This is a genomic window from Caballeronia sp. (assembly GCF_028292365.1).
Lineage (GTDB): Bacteria > Pseudomonadota > Gammaproteobacteria > Burkholderiales > Burkholderiaceae > Caballeronia.
In genome coordinates this window covers 1-19,560 of sequence record NZ_JAQGMM010000487.1, presented here as the reverse complement: position 1 = coordinate 19,560, position 19,560 = coordinate 1, and the positions used below count along the sequence as shown (strand labels likewise).

Annotated in this window: 18 protein-coding genes; 17 read left to right on the top strand and 1 reads right to left on the bottom strand. The window is 60.1% G+C overall.

The window, feature by feature from the left end:
• Positions 1–66: 66 nt before the first annotated feature.
• The 14 genes from pyrH (at position 67) to JWR14_RS28280 (ending at position 14,176) form a co-directional block, all read left to right on the top strand.
• Entirely contained in the window at positions 67–780 is a 714-nt protein-coding gene (pyrH, locus tag JWR14_RS28345) for a UMP kinase (RefSeq protein WP_165088963.1), read from the top strand.
• Positions 781–875: 95 nt separating this feature from the next.
• A complete protein-coding gene (gene frr, locus JWR14_RS28340) occupies positions 876–1,436 on the top strand; it encodes a ribosome recycling factor (protein ID WP_299715566.1) in 561 nt (186 codons plus the stop codon).
• Positions 1,437–1,500: 64 nt separating this feature from the next.
• Positions 1,501–2,283 carry a polyprenyl diphosphate synthase gene (uppS, locus tag JWR14_RS28335; protein ID WP_089159880.1) on the top strand — a complete coding sequence of 261 codons (783 nt, stop codon included), beginning with the start codon at positions 1,501–1,503 and terminating at the stop codon, positions 2,281–2,283.
• A complete protein-coding gene (locus tag JWR14_RS28330) occupies positions 2,277–3,110 on the top strand; it encodes a phosphatidate cytidylyltransferase (protein ID WP_299715560.1) in 834 nt (277 codons plus the stop codon). Before uppS ends, JWR14_RS28330 begins: the two co-directional genes overlap by 7 nt.
• A gap of 18 nt (positions 3,111–3,128) precedes the next feature.
• Entirely contained in the window at positions 3,129–4,334 is a 1,206-nt protein-coding gene (locus tag JWR14_RS28325; RefSeq protein ID WP_299715557.1) for a 1-deoxy-D-xylulose-5-phosphate reductoisomerase, read from the top strand.
• Positions 4,335–4,341: 7 nt separating this feature from the next.
• Positions 4,342–5,727, top strand: a complete 1,386-nt coding sequence (rseP, locus tag JWR14_RS28320; protein ID WP_299715554.1) for an RIP metalloprotease RseP — start codon at positions 4,342–4,344, stop codon at positions 5,725–5,727.
• A 101-nt stretch (positions 5,728–5,828) separates the two neighbouring features.
• On the top strand, positions 5,829–8,141 hold the full coding sequence (bamA, locus tag JWR14_RS28315; protein ID WP_299715551.1) for an outer membrane protein assembly factor BamA: 2,313 nt from the start codon (positions 5,829–5,831) through the stop codon (positions 8,139–8,141).
• 233 nt (positions 8,142–8,374) lie between these two features.
• Entirely contained in the window at positions 8,375–8,893 is a 519-nt protein-coding gene (locus tag JWR14_RS28310) for an OmpH family outer membrane protein (RefSeq protein ID WP_299715548.1), read from the top strand.
• A gap of 16 nt (positions 8,894–8,909) precedes the next feature.
• Complete coding sequence (gene lpxD / locus JWR14_RS28305) at positions 8,910–10,037, top strand: UDP-3-O-(3-hydroxymyristoyl)glucosamine N-acyltransferase (protein WP_299715545.1); 1,128 nt, start codon at positions 8,910–8,912, stop codon at positions 10,035–10,037.
• 111 nt (positions 10,038–10,148) lie between these two features.
• A complete protein-coding gene (gene fabZ / locus JWR14_RS28300) occupies positions 10,149–10,637 on the top strand; it encodes a 3-hydroxyacyl-ACP dehydratase FabZ (RefSeq protein ID WP_299715542.1) in 489 nt (162 codons plus the stop codon).
• A gap of 52 nt (positions 10,638–10,689) precedes the next feature.
• Complete coding sequence (gene lpxA / locus JWR14_RS28295; protein ID WP_299715539.1) at positions 10,690–11,478, top strand: acyl-ACP--UDP-N-acetylglucosamine O-acyltransferase; 789 nt, start codon at positions 10,690–10,692, stop codon at positions 11,476–11,478.
• 11 nt (positions 11,479–11,489) lie between these two features.
• Complete coding sequence (lpxB, locus tag JWR14_RS28290; RefSeq protein WP_299715536.1) at positions 11,490–12,656, top strand: lipid-A-disaccharide synthase; 1,167 nt, start codon at positions 11,490–11,492, stop codon at positions 12,654–12,656.
• Positions 12,656–13,381: a ribonuclease HII gene (rnhB, locus tag JWR14_RS28285; protein ID WP_299715534.1), complete on the top strand. Its 726-nt coding sequence runs from the start codon at positions 12,656–12,658 to the stop codon at positions 13,379–13,381. Before lpxB ends, rnhB begins: the two co-directional genes overlap by 1 nt.
• Positions 13,382–13,390: 9 nt before the next feature.
• The gene (locus JWR14_RS28280) at positions 13,391–14,176 is read left to right on the top strand and encodes an RNA methyltransferase (RefSeq protein ID WP_299715531.1); all 786 of its coding nucleotides are present in this window, start codon (positions 13,391–13,393) and stop codon (positions 14,174–14,176) included.
• A gap of 93 nt (positions 14,177–14,269) precedes the next feature.
• On the opposite strand, the gene JWR14_RS28275 is transcribed toward JWR14_RS28280, so the two are convergent.
• On the bottom strand, positions 14,270–15,088 hold the full coding sequence (locus JWR14_RS28275; protein WP_062086846.1) for a pyruvate, water dikinase regulatory protein: 819 nt from the start codon (positions 15,086–15,088) through the stop codon (positions 14,270–14,272).
• Positions 15,089–15,737: 649 nt separating this feature from the next.
• Here JWR14_RS28275 and ppsA point away from each other — a divergent pair.
• From ppsA to JWR14_RS28260, 3 genes are all read left to right on the top strand, one after another.
• Entirely contained in the window at positions 15,738–18,143 is a 2,406-nt protein-coding gene (gene ppsA, locus JWR14_RS28270; protein ID WP_299715523.1) for a phosphoenolpyruvate synthase, read from the top strand.
• 123 nt (positions 18,144–18,266) lie between these two features.
• Positions 18,267–18,695, top strand: a complete 429-nt coding sequence (locus JWR14_RS28265) for an NfeD family protein (protein ID WP_299715521.1) — start codon at positions 18,267–18,269, stop codon at positions 18,693–18,695.
• A gap of 93 nt (positions 18,696–18,788) precedes the next feature.
• On the top strand, positions 18,789–19,560 hold a 772-nt coding region (locus tag JWR14_RS28260), incomplete at its 3' end, for a stomatin-like protein (RefSeq protein ID WP_299715520.1).

Sequence of the window (19,560 nt, the reverse complement as noted above, 5' to 3'; positions counted from 1 at the left end):
AAATATCGTTTCACCCCTACAGTTCTACGTTGTTGCACTCCCTCTCGGCGCGATCGGAACCCTCATATGCCCACAGCCTACAAACGCGTACTCCTCAAACTCTCCGGCGAAGCACTAATGGGCGACGATGCCTTCGGCATCAATCGCGCGACAATCGAAAGGATGGTGGCAGACGTCGCGGAAGTGGTGCGCATGGGCACGCAACTCGCGGTCGTCATCGGCGGCGGTAATATTTTTCGCGGCGTGGCGGGCGGTGCGGCCGGGATGGACCGTGCGACGGCCGATTACATGGGTATGCTCGCGACCATGATGAACGCGCTCGCATTGCAGGACGCCATGCGCCACGCCGGCATCGAGGCGCGTGTGCAATCCGCGCTGCGCATGGACCAGGTGGTCGAGCCGTACATCCGCCCGCGCGCCATTCGCCAGCTCGAAGAAGGTAAAGTGGTCATTTTTGCGGCAGGTACGGGCAACCCGTTTTTCACCACCGATACCGCCGCTGCGCTGCGCGGCTCGGAAATTGGTGCGGAAGTCGTGCTGAAAGCAACCAAAGTGGACGGTGTATATTCCGCCGATCCCAAGAAAGATCCGAGCGCGACGCGCTACAGCACGATCAGTTTCGACGAAGCGATCGGCAAGAACCTGCAGGTAATGGACGCGACGGCCTTTGCGCTGTGCCGCGACCAGAAGCTGCCTATTCGTGTGTTTGCGATCAATAAGCCGGGCGCGCTCAAGCGCATCATTCAGGGCGACGACGAAGGTACGCTCGTCCACGTGTAAACTCTCGCGGTGACAAAGGGTGAGGGCGGACGCGGTCCCACGGGAACTGCGCTGCCACCGCCGGCACTGCACGCAATAAAAGTACGGAGGCTCAAATGAGTGTGGCTGACATTAGGAAGAGCGTCGATCAGAAGATGCAGAAGTCGATCGAAGCGTTCAAGAACGATCTTGCCAAGATCCGCACGGGCCGCGCCCACACGGGCTTGCTGGACCATATCCAGGTGGATTACTACGGCTCGAGCGTGCCCATTTCGCAAGTGGCGAACATGACGCTGATCGACGCCCGTACGATCGGCGTCCAGGCGTGGGAAAAGAAGATGGTGCCGGTGGTGGAAAAGGCGATTCGCGACTCGGATCTGGGCCTGAACCCCTCCAATCAGGGCGATCAGATCCGCGTCCCGATGCCCGCGTTGACGGAAGAACGCCGCCGCGAGCTGACGAAAGTCGTCAAGAGCGAAGGCGAAAACGCCAAGATCGCCGTGCGCAATCTGCGTCGTGACGCCAACGAGCAACTGAAGAAGCTCGTGAAGGACAAGGAAATCTCCGAGGACGACGAACGTCGCGCAAGCGATGACGTCCAGAAGCTCACCGATAAAAACGTCGCGGAAATCGACAGGCTGGTTGTGTCGAAAGAAGCCGAAATCATGACGGTTTGAGGCCGTTTCCGGTCTCTTGCGTCGTGCCGGCGCGTCACTCTGTCGATACTTAGATTCAGCGGCCATGACCTATACCAGCTCTACCGTTCGCGTACCCGATGTCGCGGCTGTCCCGCGTCATATCGCGATCATCATGGACGGCAACGGCCGTTGGGCGACGCAACGGCGCCTGCCGCGCGTGGCCGGGCATACGCGCGGCGTCGACGCCGTGCGGGCAACGGTCGAAAGCTGTGCGCGCCAGGGCGTCGAATTCGTGACGCTGTTTGCTTTCAGTTCCGAAAACTGGCGTCGCCCAACCGACGAAGTTTCCTTTCTCATGCGCCTGTTCGTGACGGCGCTGGAACGGGAAGTCGGCAAACTGCACGCTAATGGCATCCGTTTGCGCGTGGTCGGCGACACCTCCATGTTCGACGACCGTATCCGTGCGTTGATCCAGCGCGCCGAAACCAAAACGGCGCGCAACACGCGCCTGACGCTGACCATCGCGGCGAATTACGGCGGCCGTTGGGACGTCATGCAAGCGGCGAAAAAGCTGGCGGAGCAGTCGGTTCAGGAGGGCCGTGTCGTCCCGGTTGACGAAGCGGCGTTCGAGCAGCATCTCGCCATGGCCTACGCGCCGGAGCCCGACCTGTTTATCCGGACGGGCGGGGAGCAGCGCATCAGCAATTTCCTGCTATGGCAGATGGCGTACACCGAGCTCTATTTCACCGATACCTACTGGCCCGATTTCGACGCCGAAGCACTGGCTCGCGCGATCGAATCGTATGCTGAGCGCGAACGCCGGTTCGGGCGGACCAGCGCGCAACTCGAACCGCAATCGCAGAAGGCCGACACCCTTTCATGCTAAAGACCCGTGTCATCACGGCAATCGTCCTGCTGGCAGTGCTTCTGCCCGTCACCTTATTCGCGCCGGTCGGCGTTTTCGCGGCACTGATCGCCGTTGTGGTCATCTTTGCTGCCTGGGAGTGGGCGCGGCTGCTGAAGCTGGGTGGCGGGTCGCCGGTGGTGTACGCGGTGGTTGCCGGCATGGCGCTGATCGCTAGCACGCGACTCGGGCTGGGTTACAAACCGCTGTATCAGATGGCGGCCATATTCTGGGTGCTGGCCGGGCCGTTCGCGCTTGCGCGCAAGCCCGCTCTCGCCGACGGCGCCTGGCGAGTGTTCCTGCTGTTCGCCGGCATTGTGACGTTCGTGGCCTGCTGGCACGCGCTGGTGGCGGCCCGTACGGTCGGGGTGGCGTTCGTGCTATCGCTTCTCCTAGTCGTATGGCTGGCCGACATTGGCGCATACTTCGCCGGAAAAGCGTTCGGCCGTCATAAACTCGCGCCGTCCATCAGTCCGGGCAAAACCCGCGAAGGCGCGTTGGGCGGCTGGCTGGCGGTGATGATCGTCGGCTCGGCGGCCGCGGCCACGCTGGTTTTTGCGCCGACACTTTTTTCGGCGCTGGTGGAGCACCTCGGCTGGGCCGGGGCGCTTTTATCGCTGACGGTGCTGACCGTATTCAGCGTAATTGGTGACCTGTTCGAATCTCTGCTGAAACGCCAGGCCGGCGTCAAGGACTCGAGCGGATTGCTGCCCGGGCACGGTGGCGTCCTCGACCGGATCGACGCATTGTTGCCCGTATTGCCGATCGCACTCCTGTTGCTCGGTCCTGTTGCCCAGTCAATCGGCTAATCGGCTAAAGAAGGAATTATGCAAAAACGTCTGACTCTGCTCGGCTCCACGGGCTCGATCGGCGAAAGCACGCTCGACGTCGTGGCGCGGCACCCGGACCGCTTCAAGGTCTACGCGCTGAGCGCGCATCGCAACGGCGACAAGCTCGTCGACCAGTGTGTGCGGTTCCAGCCGGAAGTGGCGGTGGTCGGTGACGCGGATACCGCCGCGAAGGTCGCCGCCGCGCTGCGCGCCCAAGGCTGCAAGACCGAGGTGAGCTACGGTCCGCAAGCGCTTGTGGACGTCTCTGAGAGCGCCGTCTGCGACACGGTGGTTGCCGCTATTGTCGGTGCTGCGGGTCTGGCGCCTACGCTGGCTGCCGCGCGTGCGGGCAAGCGCATCCTGCTGGCCAACAAGGAAGCGCTGGTCATGTCGGGCAAGATTTTCATCGACGCGGTGCACGACAACAACGCGGTGTTGCTGCCTGTCGACAGCGAGCACAACGCGGTCTTCCAGTGCATGCCGCGTGAGATAGCGCTGCACGGCGGGGTATCGAAGATCATCCTGACAGCGTCCGGTGGCCCGTTCCGCACCCGCGAGCCGTCTACTCTGCGCCACGTCACGCCCGACGAAGCCTGCAAGCATCCGAACTGGGCAATGGGCCGCAAGATTTCCGTCGATTCCGCCACGATGATGAACAAGGGCCTCGAAGTGATCGAGGCGCATTGGCTCTTCAACGTGCCGGGGTCGCGCATTGAAGTGCTGATCCATCCGCAAAGCGTGATTCATTCGCTCGTTTCATACGCGGACGGTTCCGTGCTCGCGCAACTCGGTAACCCGGACATGCGAACGCCGATCGCCTATGCACTGGCGTTTCCGGAACGGGTGGATTCTGGTGTCGCGCAACTTGATCTTGCACAAATTGCAACGCTCACCTTCGAGAAGCCTGACCTGAAACGTTTCCCTTGCCTCGCGCTCGCGCTGCAGGCGCTGGAAGCCGGCGGCACTGCAAGCGCGGCGCTCAACGCGGCCAACGAGGTCGCGGTGGAGGCGTTCCTTGCTCGCCGTATCGGCTTCATGGCGATCGGGGAAGTGGTCGAGCGCGTGCTGAATGCGTTGCCGAATGGCAGTGCATCGACACTTGATGAAATGCTCGCCGCCGATGCCGAAGCGCGTCGCCTGGCAGGCGAGTTCGCCGCTTTGCTGACAGCCGACGCGCCGCACGCCGAACGCGTCCTGCACTGAGGTCGCCATGAACTTCCTGATCGAAATCGTTGCATTTGTGGTGGCTATCGGCGTGCTGGTCGTCGTCCACGAGTTCGGCCATTACAGCGTCGCGCGACTGTGCGGCGTAAAGGTCCTGCGATTTTCGGTCGGATTCGGCAAGCCGCTCGTGAAATGGGTCAGCAAGACCACCGGGACCGAGTGGACGATCTCGGCGCTGCCGCTCGGCGGCTACGTGAAGATGCTCGACGAACGCGAAGCGGAAACGAGCATTCCCGAGGCCGATTTGCCGCGCGCGTTCAACCGACAGCCGGTGTTCAAGCGGATCGCCATCGTTATCGCGGGACCGGTGGCGAACTTCATCCTCGCTATTTTGCTGTTCGCCGGCGTGTTCGCGGGCGGCGTGTCGGAGCCGGCTGCAATTGTCGCGGCGCCCGCGCCCAATACCGTCGCCGCGAAGGCGGGCTTCGAGGGCGGCGAGACGGTCGTTTCAATACGCGACGTGCAGAGTGACAGCGATGCAAGCGGCGAGACGCATAAAGTGCGCTCGTGGTCCGACCTGCGCTGGAAACTGCTCGACGCATCATTCGACCATCGCAGGGTGGTGCTGACGGCCAAGACGAACGGCGGTACCTTCGATTTCCCGGTGAGCGTGGGGAAGATCGACGACCAGGACATCGACCAGGATTTCATGGATAAACTCGGCTTCGAGCCGGGTGGCGGCACGCTGGCGGTAGCCGGTGTGGAAGCGGGCAGCGCGGCGGCGAAAGCGGGCTTGCAGGCCGGCGACGTGTTGCGTGCTATCGACGGTAAAAAGATCGATAACGCGATGGGTTTTATCGAGTACGTGCAGCATCGTCCGGGTACGCCGGTTTCACTGAGCGTTGAGCGCAACGGCGCGCAGCGCGTGGTGCAGATCGTGCCGGAGCTCAAGCAGGACGCTGCCACGAACCGCGATGTCGGCAGGATCGGCGCGTCGCTCGCGACCCGGATTCCGTCGGTGGACGTGCGTTATGGTCCGGTCGAAAGCCTGCAGTTGGGCGTGAAGCGGACCTGGGACATCAGCATTTATTCGCTGCGCATGTTCGGGCGGATGATCACGGGCGAAGCGTCGCTGAAAAATCTTTCGGGGCCGGTGACGATCGCCGACTATGCCGGCAAGAGCGCGCGGCTTGGATTGTCGGCGTTTCTTTCATTCCTCGCGCTCGTAAGTATTAGTCTCGGCGTCTTGAACTTGTTACCGATTCCGGTTCTTGACGGTGGGCATCTGTTATATTATTTGGTTGAAGCCGCAACCGGCAAGGCCGTGTCAGATCGCTGGCAACTGGTTTTGCAGCGGGCGGGTCTTGTTTGCATCGTTGCGTTGTCGATGATCGCACTCTTCAATGACCTTGCCCGCCTGATCCGCTTTTGATCCGGCTTGGGCGTTTCACCTTGATCCTTTTCCATCTTGTCTGGCGGCGCTTGAACGAACGCCGTCCGGCTTGATGCAGCTATACACACTGGGGAAGCACGTTGTTCAAACCTCATCGCTTTGTTCCTAAGTCGGCTGTGGCCGCAGCATTGGCCGCAACCGGAATGGCGGCGCACGCGACAACGCCGTTTGTCGTGCAGGACATCCGGATTGACGGCCTTCAGCGCATTGAACCCGGTTCGGTATTCGCCTACCTGCCTATCAAGCAGGGCGACACGTTCACCGACGACAAAGCCTCCGAGGCAATTCGCGCGCTTTATGCAACGGGCTTCTTCAACGATGTCCAGATCGCTACACAGGGCAACGTGGTGGTGGTGCAGGTGCAGGAGCGTCCGGCCATTTCGCAGATCGACTTCTCCGGGATCCACGAGTTCGAAAAGGACAACCTCGCGAAGGCGTTGCGCGCAGTGGGCTTGTCGCAAGGCCGCTCGTACGACAAGGCGCTCGTCGACAAAGCCGAGCAGGAACTCAAGCGCCAGTACCTGACGCGCGGGTTCTATGCTGCCGAAGTGACGACCACCGTGACGCCGGTCGACCGTAATCGCGTGCAGATCCTGTTTTCGGTGGCTGAAGGTCCGAGCGCGAAGATCCGCCAGATCAACTTCATCGGCAACAAGGCGGTCAGCACGGGCACGCTGCGCGACGAGATGCAGTTGTCCACGCCGAACTGGTTCTCGTGGTACACGAAGAACGACTTGTACGCGAAAGACAAGCTCACGGGCGACCTTGAAAACGTACGCTCGTACTACCTGAATCGCGGTTATCTCGAGTTCAACATCGAGTCGACGCAGGTGTCCATCTCGCCCGACAAGAAGGACATGTACCTGACGATCGCGCTGCACGAAGGCGAACCGTACAAGATCAGCGCAATCAAGCTCTCGGGTAATCTGCTCGACCGCTCGGCCGAGTTGAACAAACTCATCAAGATCAAACCGGGCGACCGTTTTTCGGCGGAAAAGCTGCAGGCGACCACCAAGGCGATTGTGGACAAGCTCGGCGAATATGGCTACGCGTTCGCGCAGGTCAATGCCCAGCCGCAGATCAATCAAGCCGACCACACCGTCGACCTCACATTGAATGTGGATCCGAGCCGCCGCGTGTATGTGCGGCGCGTGAACATCGTCGGCAATACGCGTACGCGTGACGAAGTGGTGCGCCGCGAAATGCGTCAGCTCGAAAGCTCCTGGTTCGATTCGAGCCGGCTGGCGTTATCGAAGGATCGCGTGAATCGTCTCGGTTACTTTACCGATGTGGACGTGACCACGATTCCGGTCGAAGGCACGAACGACCAAGTGGATGTGGACGTGAAAGTCGCGGAAAAGCCGACCGGTGCGATTACGCTCGGCGCGGGTTTCTCGTCAACGGACAAGGTCGTGCTGTCAGCGGGCGTGTCGCAGGACAACGTATTCGGTTCGGGTACCAGCCTTTCCGTCAATATCAACACGGCCAAGACGTACCGGACGTTGACGGTGACGCAAGTCGATCCATACTTCACCATCGACGGCATCAAGCGCATTACCGACCTATATTACCGCACGTATCAGCCGCTCTATTACTCCACGGATTCCAGCTTCAAGATCGTTACCATTGGTGGTGACCTGAAGTTCGGCATTCCGTTCTCGGAGCAGGACACGGTGTACTTCGGCGCGGGTCTCGAGCAGAACACGCTCGACATCGATGCCAACACGCCGCAAAGCTACAAGGACTACGTCAACGAGTTCGGCCGCGTAGTGAACAACGTGCCGGTGACGGTTGGCTGGTCGCGTGACAATCGTGACAGCGCGCTGGTCCCGAGCCGCGGTTATTACACGCAGACGAACTTCGAATACGGTACGCCGGCGGGTAACACCACCTACATCAAGGCCGATGCGCAAGCGCAGTATTACTATTCGTTCGCGCGCGGTTTCGTGCTCGGCTTTAACTTGCAGGGCGGCTACGGTAAGGGCCTGCAAGGCCAGACCTACCCGATTTTCAAGAACTACTATGCTGGCGGTATCGGCTCGGTTCGCGGGTATGAACCGAGCTCGCTGGGTCCGCGTGACACGACCACGGGTGACCCGATCGGTGGTTCGCGCATGGCCGTGGGTAACATCGAGTTGACCTTCCCGTTGCCGGGTACGGGTTATGACCGCACGTTGCGCGTCTTTACCTTCCTTGACGGTGGTAACGTCTGGGGCGATCCGGGACAGGGCGGTACGACCACTGGTGCGAACGGCCTGCGGTATGGTTACGGTTTCGGTCTGGCTTGGATCTCGCCAATCGGTCCGCTCAAGTTGAGCCTGGGTTTCCCGGTGACGAAGCATGCCGGCGACCAGTATCAGAAGTTCCAGTTCCAGATCGGTACGGCGTTCTAAACCGCGATCGGGATGTGTTGGTGGCCCGGTTTTCCGCTCTTGTCGCGGAACCGGGACGCCGGACGCAGTGGCTTAACTTGGTGATCTGACGCAATAAGCTGATTCAGGGATCTGATTCAATGAGCTGATTGAGCGACTTGATTGAGCAAGATAAGTCAGTGGTGTAAATAAGTAACGTGAGGAAGACTTTGCGAACCGGTAAGCTTTCGAAACATGTAGCGTTGGCGCTTGTTATGTCGGTGACGCTCGGCCTGATGGGTGCCGCCACGGCAGAGGCGCAGGAGACCCGGATTGCAGCCGTCAACTCCGATCGGATCTTGCGTGAGTCGGCAGCGGCCAAGGCGGCGCAGAGCAAGCTCGAACTGGAATTTTCGAAGCGCGACAAGGCATTGCAGGACATGGCAGCGCGTCTGAAGACCATGTCGGACGCAATGGACAAGAACGGTGCCACCATGGCGCCTGCCGACCGTGCCGCCAAGCAACGCGATTTGTCGCAGCTCGACCAGGACTTCCAGCGCAAACAACGCGAATTTCGCGAAGACTTGAACCAGCGTCGTAACGAAGAGCTTGCTGCGGTCCTGGACAAGGCGAACAAGGTCATCAAGCAGATTGCCGAGGCGCAGCATTACGACCTGATCGTGCAGGAAGCGGTGTACGTCAGTCCGCGTATCGATATCACCGATCAGGTGCTGAAGGCGCTGGCCGCAAATCAGGCGAGCCTGTCGACCAACCCAGCTAGCAGTTCGAACTGATCGGGAGCGGTACCGGATGGCATCAGACAGCGCGATCACACTGGGTGAACTGACACAGCGCTTCGGCGGAGACATTGCAGGCGATGCAGCGCATCGCGTGAGTGGCCTTGCGCCGCTCGACAAAGCCGGCCCCACGCAACTCGCTTTTCTCGCGAACCAGAAATATCTGTCTCAAGTGGAAAGCACGCAGGCCGGTGCGGTGTTGATTTCCCCAGCGGACCTGGAAAAAGTGGCGACGCCAGAAGGGCGTAACTTTATCGTCACGGCGAATCCTTACGCTTATTTTGCGCGTGTGGCGCAGGTTTTCATCGACCTCGCGACGCCGCCGGTCGAGCCCGGCGTGCATCCCACGGCGTTTATCCATCCGGGTGCGAAGGTGGCGGCGAGTGCCGTGATCGGGCCGCACGTGAGCGTGGACGCGGGCGCTGAGATTGGCGAGCGTGTGAAGCTGGACGCAGGCGTGTCGATTGGCCGGGGCGTGAAGCTGGCCGACGATGTCCATCTTTATCCCCACGTGACCGTCTATCATGGCTGTAAGCTCGGTGCGCGCGTGATCGTGCATGCGGGCGCGGTGATCGGTGCGGACGGTTTTGGTTTTGCCGCGGATTTCGTCGGCGACGGCGATGCGCGCACCGGCAGTTGGGTCAAGATCCCGCAAGTTGGCGCCGTGGTCGTGGCGGAGGACGTGGAGATTGGCGCGAACACCACGATCGACCGGGGCGCAATGGCCGACACGGTGATCGAGGAAGGCGTCAAGATCGATAATCAGGTCCAGATCGGGCATAACTGCCGGATTGGCGCTTATACGGTGATTGCAGGCTGCGCGGGCATTGCGGGCAGCACGAACATCGGGCGGCACTGCATGATCGGCGGCGCGGTGGGCATTGCGGGCCACGTGACGCTGGCGGACTACGTGATTGTCACGGCACAATCCGGCGTGTCGAAGTCGCTGCTGAAGCCGGGCATGTACACCAGCGCATTCCCCGCCGTGAATCACGCTGACTGGAACAAAAGCGCTGCCATTGTGCGCAATCTGGACAAGTTGCGCGAACGCATCAAGACACTTGAAGCGGCTGTAGCCGCGGGCACTAACCCGGATAACACAGCGGATAACGCCCCGGACAGTACTTCAGGCAAGCATTAAGACGGTAAAACCGCGGTGAAAACCAGCATCCCACGCGAGACCGTTTGTCAGCTTCTGACAAACGGTCTCGCAGTCAACACCCGCGCTGTGAAGCGCGCGAGCAGAACGACTATGAGCACCGAAAAAATCAATCTAGACATCCACAAGATTCTCACGTTGCTGCCGCATCGGTATCCGATCCTGCTCGTGGACCGTGTACTCGAACTCACGCCGCATCAGAGCATCAAAGCGCTGAAGAACGTGTCGATCAACGAGCCGTATTTCCAGGGTCATTTCCCGACACGGCCCGTGATGCCCGGCGTGCTGATTCTCGAAGCGCTTGCGCAGGCAGCCGCGCTGCTGACGTTCGCCGAGGAAAAGGAACCGCACGATCCTGAAACCACTCTGTATTACTTCGTGGGCATCGACAAGGCGCGCTTCAAGCGCGTAGTCGAACCCGGCGACCAGCTGATCCTGAACGTGAACTTCGAGCGCTACATGCGCGGTATCTGGAAGTTCAGCGCGCGTGCCGAAGTGGACGGCGCGGTGGCAGCGGAAGCCGAACTGATGTGCACCGTGAAAAACACGGCCGCCGACACGAAGACGCCCGGCACGCCATAACAGGCGCGGCAGAGCAGGGCAAACTCAGCAACAGAACACCAAGCGAGGGCGCATGAGCAAGATTCACCCTACCGCGATTATCGAGCCGGGCGCGCAGCTCGACGAATCCGTCGAAGTCGGCCCGTACGCGATCATCGGCCCGCACGTGCAGATTGGCGCGCGCACGACTATCGGCTCGCACAGCGTAATCGAAGGCCATACGGTCCTCGGCAGCGACAACCGCATCGGCCATTACGCATCGGTTGGCGGCCGGCCGCAGGACATGAAGTACAAGGACGAGCCGACCCGGCTTGTGATTGGCGACCGCAACACCATCCGCGAATTCACCACCATTCATACCGGCACGGTGCAGGATACGGGCGTCACCACCATCGGCGACGACAACTGGATCATGGCGTACGTGCATGTGGGCCATGACTGCCAGTTGGGTAATAACGTCATCATGTCGAGCAACGCGCAACTGGCGGGTCACGTGATCATTGGCGACCACGCTATTGTGGGCGGCATGTCGGGCGTGCATCAGTTCGTGCGCATCGGCGCACATTCCATGCTGGGTGGCGCGTCCGCGCTCGTGCAGGACATCCCGCCGTTTGTGATTGCTGCCGGTAACAAGGCTGAACCGCACGGTATCAATGTGGAAGGGCTGCGCCGGCGCGGTTTTTCGGCTGAGGCTATTTCAGCGCTGCGTTCAGCGTATCGCGTGTTGTACAAGAGCGGCGCGACGCTGGAAGAAGCGAAGGTGCAATTGCGCGAACTCGCTTCTGCAGGCGGCGATGGTGATGCGCCTGTGACCGCGCTGGCCGATTTCATCGACGCGTCGCAGCGCGGCATCATCCGTTGACCGAGCGCCCAATGACGCTGGCTCCCGCCCCCCTGCGCGTTGCGATGGTGGCGGGCGAGCCGTCGGGAGATCTGCTCGCGGCTTCCCTGCTCGAGGGCCTGAACCAGCGCCTGCCGGCCGGGACGCAGTTCAACGGGATCGGCGGTCCACGCATGACGGCGGCCGGTTTCGATGCCCACTGGCCGATGGACAAGCTCACGGTGCGCGGGTACGTCGAAGCGCTGAAGCATATTCCCGAGATCCTGGGCATCCGCAACGAACTCAAGCGGCAACTGCTCGCGGAGCCGCCTTCGGTGTTCATTGGCGTGGATGCGCCCGATTTCAATTTTGGCCTGGAACATGCGTTGCGCGACGCTGGTATTCCGACGGTGCATTTCGTGTGTCCGTCGATCTGGGCGTGGCGCGGCGGCCGGATCAAGAAGATCGTCAAAGCCGTTGATCACATGCTGTGCGTGTTCCCGTTCGAACCGGCGCTGATGGAGAAGGCGGGTATTGCGTCCACGTACGTGGGCCATCCGCTCGCCGATGAAATCCCGCTCGTGCCTGACGTAGAAGGCGCGCGCCACGCATTGGGCTTGCCGGAAGGCGGTCCGGTCATCGCGGTGTTGCCAGGCAGCCGGCGTTCGGAGATCGCGCTGATCGGCCCGACGTTTTTCGACGCGATGGAACTCATGCAGCTTCGCGAGCCCGGCGTGCGTTTCGTGATGCCGGCAGCGAATGCCGCGTTGCGCGAGTTGTTGCAGCCGCTGGTCGCCGCGCATCCGAATCTCTCGCTGACTATTACTGAAGGCAAGGCCCAGGTTGCGATGACTGCCGCCGACGCCATTCTGGTCAAGAGCGGCACGGTGACGCTGGAAGCGGCGTTGCTTAAAAAGCCGATGGTCATCTCGTACAAGGTGCCTTGGCTGACGGGCCAGATCATGCAGCGGCAGGGTTATTTGCCGTATGTCGGCTTGCCGAACATCCTTGCCGGGCGGTTTGTCGTGCCGGAAATCCTCCAGCATTTCGCCACGCCCGAAGCGCTCGCCGACGCCACGCTGAAACAGTTGAACGACGATGCGAACCGCGCGACACTGACGGAAATCTTCACGGAAATGCACCACGCGTTGCGTCAGAACACGGCTCAACGTGCTGCGGAGGCCGTGGCGCAGGTGCTGGAAACGAGGAGGCCGCGGTAATGGCGAAGATCGTCGTGAAAGGCGTGGTTCGGCGGGCGGTGCAGCCTGCGTTCGACTTTGATGTCGATACCCCGTCCGACGTCATTTGCGGCGTGGACGAAGCCGGCCGTGGCCCGCTGGCCGGTCCTGTGGTGGCGGCGGCGGTGATCTTCGATCCATCGAAACCCAGGATTCGCGGACTCGACGACTCGAAGGTGCTGAGCGCCAAGAAGCGCGAGGAGTTGTACGAGAAGATCATCGACCGTGCGCTGGCCTATTGCGTGGCCTCGGCAACGGTCGAGGAGATCGACACGATCAACATTCTGCACGCCACCATGCTCGCGATGAAACGCGCGGTGGAAGGGCTGTCGGTCACGCCGACGGTGGCGAAGATCGACGGTAACCGGTGTCCGCAGTTGTCGATGCGTTCGGTGGCCGTTATTGGTGGCGACGCGTTGATTGCGCAAATTTCGGCGGCTTCAATTCTGGCTAAAGTCACGCGCGACCGGATGCTTCTGCAATTGCACGAAGTCCACCCTATTTATGGTTTCAATGCCCACGCCGGTTACGGCACGCCGCAGCACCTGAAGGCGTTGCTTGAACATGGGCCTTGCGAGCATCATCGACGCTCGTTTGCGCCTGTTCGTGAAGCGCACGCGCGCTTAGGTCTGCCGTTGCCGGTTGTTGCTGCGCAGGTGCTGGAAGCGGCTGCGGCGGAACAGGGCATCGACGCTCCTCCGTTCTGAATTCCCCCAGTGAAATCCATTACCTCGCGGGACAACCCGCTCTACAAGCGGTTGAAGGCGCTCGCCGGGTCGACCGCGCAGCAGCGTCGCAGCGGTCATGCGCTGCTCGAAGGGCTGCATCTGGCCAGTGCTTATCTTGATGCAGCGGGGCAGCCTGAGACGTGCGTTGTGACCGAGGGTGCGCTTCAGCACGAGGAAGCGCGGCAGATTGTCGAGCGAATCGATCCCGCGCACGTTTATACGTTACCCGATGCTTTGTTCGGACAGCTATCGAGTGTCGTGCATGGCATAGGGATGGTGTTGCTGGTCGAGAAGCTTGAGCTATCGTTGCCCGAACGCATTGCCGAGACGTGTCTGGTTCTCGATGGTATCCAGGATGCCGGCAATGTCGGATCCATTTTGCGGAGTGCTGCGGCGGCTGGCGTTCAGCACGTGTTTTGCGCGCCGGGGACGGTGTATGCGTGGTCATCGAAGGTGCTGCGCTCGGGTATGGGCGCGCATTTCCTGCTCGGCATTTATGAGGACGTCGAACCGGAGGAGTTGATGTCGCGGCTTGGCTCTGAGGTGCGGGTGACGATCACCGATTCGCACGGAGCAAAAGCGATCTACGATGCCGACTTGTCCGGGCCCGTGGCCTGGGTCATGGGCAATGAGGGCGCGGGCGTTTCGCCGTTCTGGCGCGACCACGCGACGCTTCGAGTGACGATACCCCAGCCGGGCGGCATGGAGTCGCTGAATGTGGCGGCTGCTGCTGCGATTTGCATCTTTGAGCAATGCCGGCAGCAACGCCGATAGTCACGAAAGCCATCGCGCGAGTTCGCAAAAAAAGCCGTTTTCAACCTTGGTTGAAAACGGCTTTCGCATATATGCCTCCGGCGCGAGTGAAACCTAGTAATACGATGGCCGCTCCAGCCGGATCTCCTGCAGGATGGTCGTGGCGATCTCCTCAATCGACTTATGCGTCGACGATAACCACTTGACCCCCTCGCGCTTCATCATCGCTTCGGCTTCGTTGATCTCGTAGCGGCAGTTCTCCAGCGCCGCATATTTACTCCCCGGCCGGCGTTCATTGCGAATCTCCGCCAGCCGCTGCGGATCGATCGACAAGCCGAACATCTTTTCCCGATACGGCAGCAACGGTGTAGGCAATCGGCCGCGCTCGAAGTCTTCCGGAATCAACGGATAGTTCGCTGCCTTAACACCGTACTGCATAGCCAGATAAAGCGACGTTGGCGTCTTGCCGCTGCGCGACACCCCGACCAGAATCACATCGGCGTCGGAGAGATTGCGATTCGACTGGCCATCGTCGTGCGCCAGCGAAAAATTGATCGCCTCGATCCGGTTTTTGTATTCGTCCGTATCCGCGTTCTGGTGGACCCGGCCCATTGCGTGCGTCGACTTGATGTCGAGTTCCAGTTCCAATGGCTCGATAAACGTCTGGAACATGTTCAGCACCAGCGCATTCGACCGCTGCACGATCTCGTTGGACGCGCTGTCCACCAGCGTGGTGAACACAATCGGCCGACGGCCATCGAGGGACACGGCCTCATTGATCTTCGCGATGGTCGCATGCGCCTTCTCGGTCGAATCGACAAACGGCACGCGCACGAGCCGGAATTTCTGGTCGAACTGGGACAGGATCGAGTGCGCGAATGTCTCGGCAGTGATCCCGGTGCCATCGGAAACGATGAATACGGTGGGCGGCATTGGCGTTGAGGGTCGTGAAAATGTCGTGAGTGACGTGAAATGAACTGACGGTGATTATGATGGGTTAATGCAACTCAGGAGCAACTGACAGGACGGTCAACGGATTGGCGCAAAAGGCCAGCAAAAGGTCTTCACGCAAGCGGCGGCAACTGCGGACCGCGAACGGCGTTCAAGCGAATATCTTTAAACTAAGTATCCACTAAAACACCCGATGTGCGCCGTCACACCATCCGCGTGTGAAGAGCCTCATTGCGCAGCGCTTTTATGCCCCGCGATGAAACATTTCCAAGAGTTAGCACGGTAGAATAGCGGCAACCTGTTCGATAAGCAATTGCGGACGATTAATCATCGATTCACGGAAGTTACCGCTCATTGGTGCGTTTTAGAAACAAAACGTAGATTTTATGGGCAGTTTTAACCGATATCGATGTGTTTCGAAGTCGTGTTTTTCAGCACTGCAACGTGGTTTGTCAAGGGCTCACGTTCCGGCGGATACACGATACGCCGCGCCCCAAGCGGTGCGCGGATCGAAACATGCGGCATGTGCTTATCAAACAGGTTATGCAGGTTGCGGTACGCGCTTCCAATGAGCGCCGCCGCTTCGAGCCCACTTGCATGATCGTGAATTCCATCCACCTTAGGGGCTTACATGACTAACGAAGCTAACGTTGCAAAGGACCAGGCGTATGTAGTGCCATTCGAGCAGTTGCGAATGACCGACGTCGACATTGTCGGCGGCAAGAATGCGTCACTCGGCGAGATGATCAGCCAGCTCGCCGAAGCCGGCGTGCAGGTGCCCACCGGTTTTGCGACCACGGCGCAGGCGTTTCGCGACTTCCTGCATCACAACAACCTGACCGACCGCATCGCCAAACGTCTGGAACTCTTCGACGTGGACGACGTGAAAGCCTTGGCCGAAGCCGGCAAGGAGATCCGTCAATGGATCGTCGATGCACCGATGCAACCGCGCCTCGAAGAATTGATACGCAAAGGCTTCGACACGCTGCAAAACGGCTCGCCGGAAGAGCTTTCGTTCGCCGTGCGCTCCTCGGCTACCGCTGAAGACTTGCCGGACGCATCGTTCGCGGGTCAGCAGGAAAGCTATTTGAACGTGGTTGGCATCGATGAAGTGCTTGACCGCATGAAGCACGTGTTCGCGTCGCTGTATAACGACCGAGCTATTTCGTATCGCGTGCACAAGGGCTTTACGCACGCTGAAGTTGCGTTGTCGGCAGGCGTGCAGCGCATGGTTCGCTCGGACGTGGGCGCAGCAGGCGTGATGTTCACGCTCGATACCGAGTCAGGCTTTAAAGACGCCGTGTTCATTACGTCGAGCTACGGCCTGGGCGAAACAGTCGTGCAGGGCGCCGTGAATCCGGACGAGTTCTACGTCTTCAAGACCACGCTCGAACAAGGCAAGTACCCCATCATCCGCCGTTCGATCGGCTCGAAGCTCATCAAGATGGAATTCACGAGCGCTGGCGAAGCCGGCCGCGTGAAGACCGTCGACGTGTCGCACGAGCAGCGCAACCGCTTCTCCATCACTGACGAAGACGTGATCCAGCTCGCGAAGTACGCGGTGATCATCGAAAAGCATTATCAGCGTCCGATGGATATCGAGTGGGGCAAGGACGGCCGCGACGGCAAGATCTTCATTCTCCAGGCACGTCCTGAAACGGTGAAGAGTCAGGCTGCGGGCAAGGCTGAAATGCGCTTCAAGCTGAAAGGCCAGTCGAACGTGCTGGCCACGGGCCGCGCTATCGGCCAGAAAATTGGCGCAGGTCCGGTGCGTGTCATTCACGATCCGTCGGAGATGGATCGTGTGCAGCCCGGCGACGTGCTGGTGGCCGACATGACCGACCCGAACTGGGAGCCGGTGATGAAGCGTGCATCGGCTATTGTCACGAATCGTGGCGGACGCACTTGCCACGCGGCCATCATCGCGCGCGAACTGGGCGTGCCGGCAGTGGTGGGCTGTGGCGACGCCACCGACTTGCTGAAGGAAGGCCAGTTGGTGACGGTGTCGTGCGCGGAAGGCGACGAAGGCAAGATCTACGACGGCCTGCTTGAAACCGAAGTGACCGAAGTCGAGCGTGGCGAACTGCCCGAGATTCCGGTCAAGATCATGATGAACGTCGGCAATCCGCAACTCGCCTTCGACTTCTCGCATCTGCCGAATGCAGGCGTGGGTCTGGCGCGGCTCGAGTTCATCATCAACAACAACATCGGCGTGCATCCGAAGGCGATTCTCGAGTACCCGAACGTTGATGCCGACTTGAAGAAGGCGGTGGAAAGCGTGGCGCGTGGCCATGCATCGCCGCGGGCGTTTTATGTCGACAAGCTGACCGAAGGTATCGCGACGATCGCGGCAGCGTTCTACCCGAAGCCGGTGATCGTGCGTCTGTCCGACTTCAAGTCGAATGAGTACAAGAAGCTGATCGGCGGTTCGCGTTATGAGCCGGACGAAGAGAATCCCATGCTCGGCTTCCGCGGCGCATCGCGTTATATCTCGGAGGACTTCGCCGAAGCCTTCCAGATGGAATGTATCGCGTTGAAGAAGGTGCGCGAAGAGATGGGCCTCGATAACGTCGAGATCATGGTGCCGTTCGTGCGTACGCTGGCACAGGCTGAAAAGGTCGTTGGGCTGCTCGAGAAGTTCGGCCTGAAACGCGGCGTGAACGGTCTGCGGTTGATCATGATGTGCGAGATTCCGTCGAACGCGATTCTCGCTGAAGAGTTCCTGCAGTTCTTCGACGGCTTCTCGATCGGATCGAATGACCTGACGCAACTCACGCTGGGTCTGGACCGCGATTCCGGCATGGAATTGCTTGCAATCGACTTTGACGAGCGCGATCCGGCTGTGCAGTTCATGCTGAAGCGCGCGATTGAAACCTGTCTGCGACTGGGTAAGTACGTGGGCATTTGCGGTCAAGGCCCGTCAGACCATCCGGACCTCGCCGAATGGCTTGCGAAGGAAGGCATTGAGTCGATGTCGCTGAATCCGGACACGATCATCGATACATGGAAGACGCTGGCAAAAGCTTTGAACAAGTAAGCGCAATAGGTCAGCGCAGGAAGCGAAACATGCAGCTGCATCGAAAGAGTGTCAAGCTTTCAAAACAGTAAGCGTGCTATAACACCCCGGACGTTCCGGGGTGTTTTTGTTTGGAGGTAACGCATGGCTGCTAACGGACTTTTCTGGTGGATCGGCGCCGGGGTGCTCGTGTTGCTCGAGTTGATGTCCGGTACGTTTTATCTGTTGATGGTGGCGATTGGTTTTATCGCGGGCGGGATCGCGCATTTTTTGGGCGCGGGACTGGAGATCGAACTGCTCGTGGCCGCGTTGGTCGCGATGATCGCCGTCACTGTATTGCGGCGTTCGAAGCTGGGCCACGTGACCCGACGCGATGCATCGCATGATCCGGGCGTGAACCTGGACATTGGCGAGACGCTGAAGGTGAACGAGTGGCATGAGGGCCGCGCGCGGGCATTGTATCGCGGGGCGGAATGGGACATTGAACTGGCGCCGGGAGAAACCGAAGGCGCACATATGTACAGGATCACGGCGTTTTCCGGTAACACGCTGGTGGTGGCGGCAAAACGCTGAGACGTTGGACCGGAGTTTCAGCTTTCCCAAGCAGGTCGATAAGCAGGTCAATAAGCAGGTCGACAAGCAAGACACGCATAACAAGGAGTAGAAATGGACGTGACTATCATCGGGGCTATTTTGTTGATCATCGTCATCGCGATTGCCGCGCAGACGATCAAGATCGTGCCGCAGCAACACGCATGGGTGCTGGAGCGGCTCGGGCGCTATCACGCGACCCTCACGCCGGGACTGACCATCGTCCTGCCGTTCATCGACCGCGTGGCCTACAAGCACGTGCTGAAGGAAATTCCGCTGGAAGTGCCGAGCCAGGTCTGTATCACGCGTGACAACACGCAGTTGCAGGTGGACGGCGTGCTGTACTTTCAGGTGACGGACGCCATGAAAGCGTCGTATGGATCGAGCAACTTTATCTACGCGATCACGCAGTTGTCGCAGACCACCTTGCGTTCGGTGATCGGCAAGCTTGAACTCGACAAGACCTTCGAGGAACGCGACTACATCAACCACAGCATTGTCACGTCGCTCGACCAGGCAGCGGCGAACTGGGGTGTGAAAGTGCTGCGTTATGAAATCAAGGATCTGACGCCACCGAAGGAAATCCTGCACGCAATGCAGGCGCAAATTACGGCCGAGCGTGAGAAGCGGGCGGTGATTGCTGCGTCCGAAGGTCGCAAGCAGGAGCAGATCAATATTGCGTGGGGCGCACGCGAAGCGGCCATTCATAAGTCCGAAGGAGAGCGTCAGGCGCAGATCAATCAGGCCGAAGGCGAGGCGTCGGCCATTCTGGCGGTGGCTGTAGCGAATGCTCAGGCAATTGAGAAGATCGGTGCAGCGATACAAACAGCCGGCGGCATGGAAGCGG

Coding starts and splice junctions, on each gene's coding strand:
- pyrH (WP_165088963.1), top strand. CDS start 67: ATGCCCACAGCCTACAAACGCGTACTCCTCAAACTCTCCGGCGAAGCA.
- frr (WP_299715566.1), top strand. CDS start 876: ATGAGTGTGGCTGACATTAGGAAGAGCGTCGATCAGAAGATGCAGAAG.
- uppS (WP_089159880.1), top strand. CDS start 1,501: ATGACCTATACCAGCTCTACCGTTCGCGTACCCGATGTCGCGGCTGTC.
- JWR14_RS28330 (WP_299715560.1), top strand. CDS start 2,277: ATGCTAAAGACCCGTGTCATCACGGCAATCGTCCTGCTGGCAGTGCTT.
- JWR14_RS28325 (WP_299715557.1), top strand. CDS start 3,129: ATGCAAAAACGTCTGACTCTGCTCGGCTCCACGGGCTCGATCGGCGAA.
- rseP (WP_299715554.1), top strand. CDS start 4,342: ATGAACTTCCTGATCGAAATCGTTGCATTTGTGGTGGCTATCGGCGTG.
- JWR14_RS28310 (WP_299715548.1), top strand. CDS start 8,375: ATGTCGGTGACGCTCGGCCTGATGGGTGCCGCCACGGCAGAGGCGCAG.
- lpxD (WP_299715545.1), top strand. CDS start 8,910: ATGGCATCAGACAGCGCGATCACACTGGGTGAACTGACACAGCGCTTC.
- fabZ (WP_299715542.1), top strand. CDS start 10,149: ATGAGCACCGAAAAAATCAATCTAGACATCCACAAGATTCTCACGTTG.
- lpxA (WP_299715539.1), top strand. CDS start 10,690: ATGAGCAAGATTCACCCTACCGCGATTATCGAGCCGGGCGCGCAGCTC.
- lpxB (WP_299715536.1), top strand. CDS start 11,490: ATGACGCTGGCTCCCGCCCCCCTGCGCGTTGCGATGGTGGCGGGCGAG.
- rnhB (WP_299715534.1), top strand. CDS start 12,656: ATGGCGAAGATCGTCGTGAAAGGCGTGGTTCGGCGGGCGGTGCAGCCT.
- JWR14_RS28275 (WP_062086846.1), bottom strand. CDS start 15,088: ATGCCGCCCACCGTATTCATCGTTTCCGATGGCACCGGGATCACTGCC.
- ppsA (WP_299715523.1), top strand. CDS start 15,738: ATGACTAACGAAGCTAACGTTGCAAAGGACCAGGCGTATGTAGTGCCA.
- JWR14_RS28265 (WP_299715521.1), top strand. CDS start 18,267: ATGGCTGCTAACGGACTTTTCTGGTGGATCGGCGCCGGGGTGCTCGTG.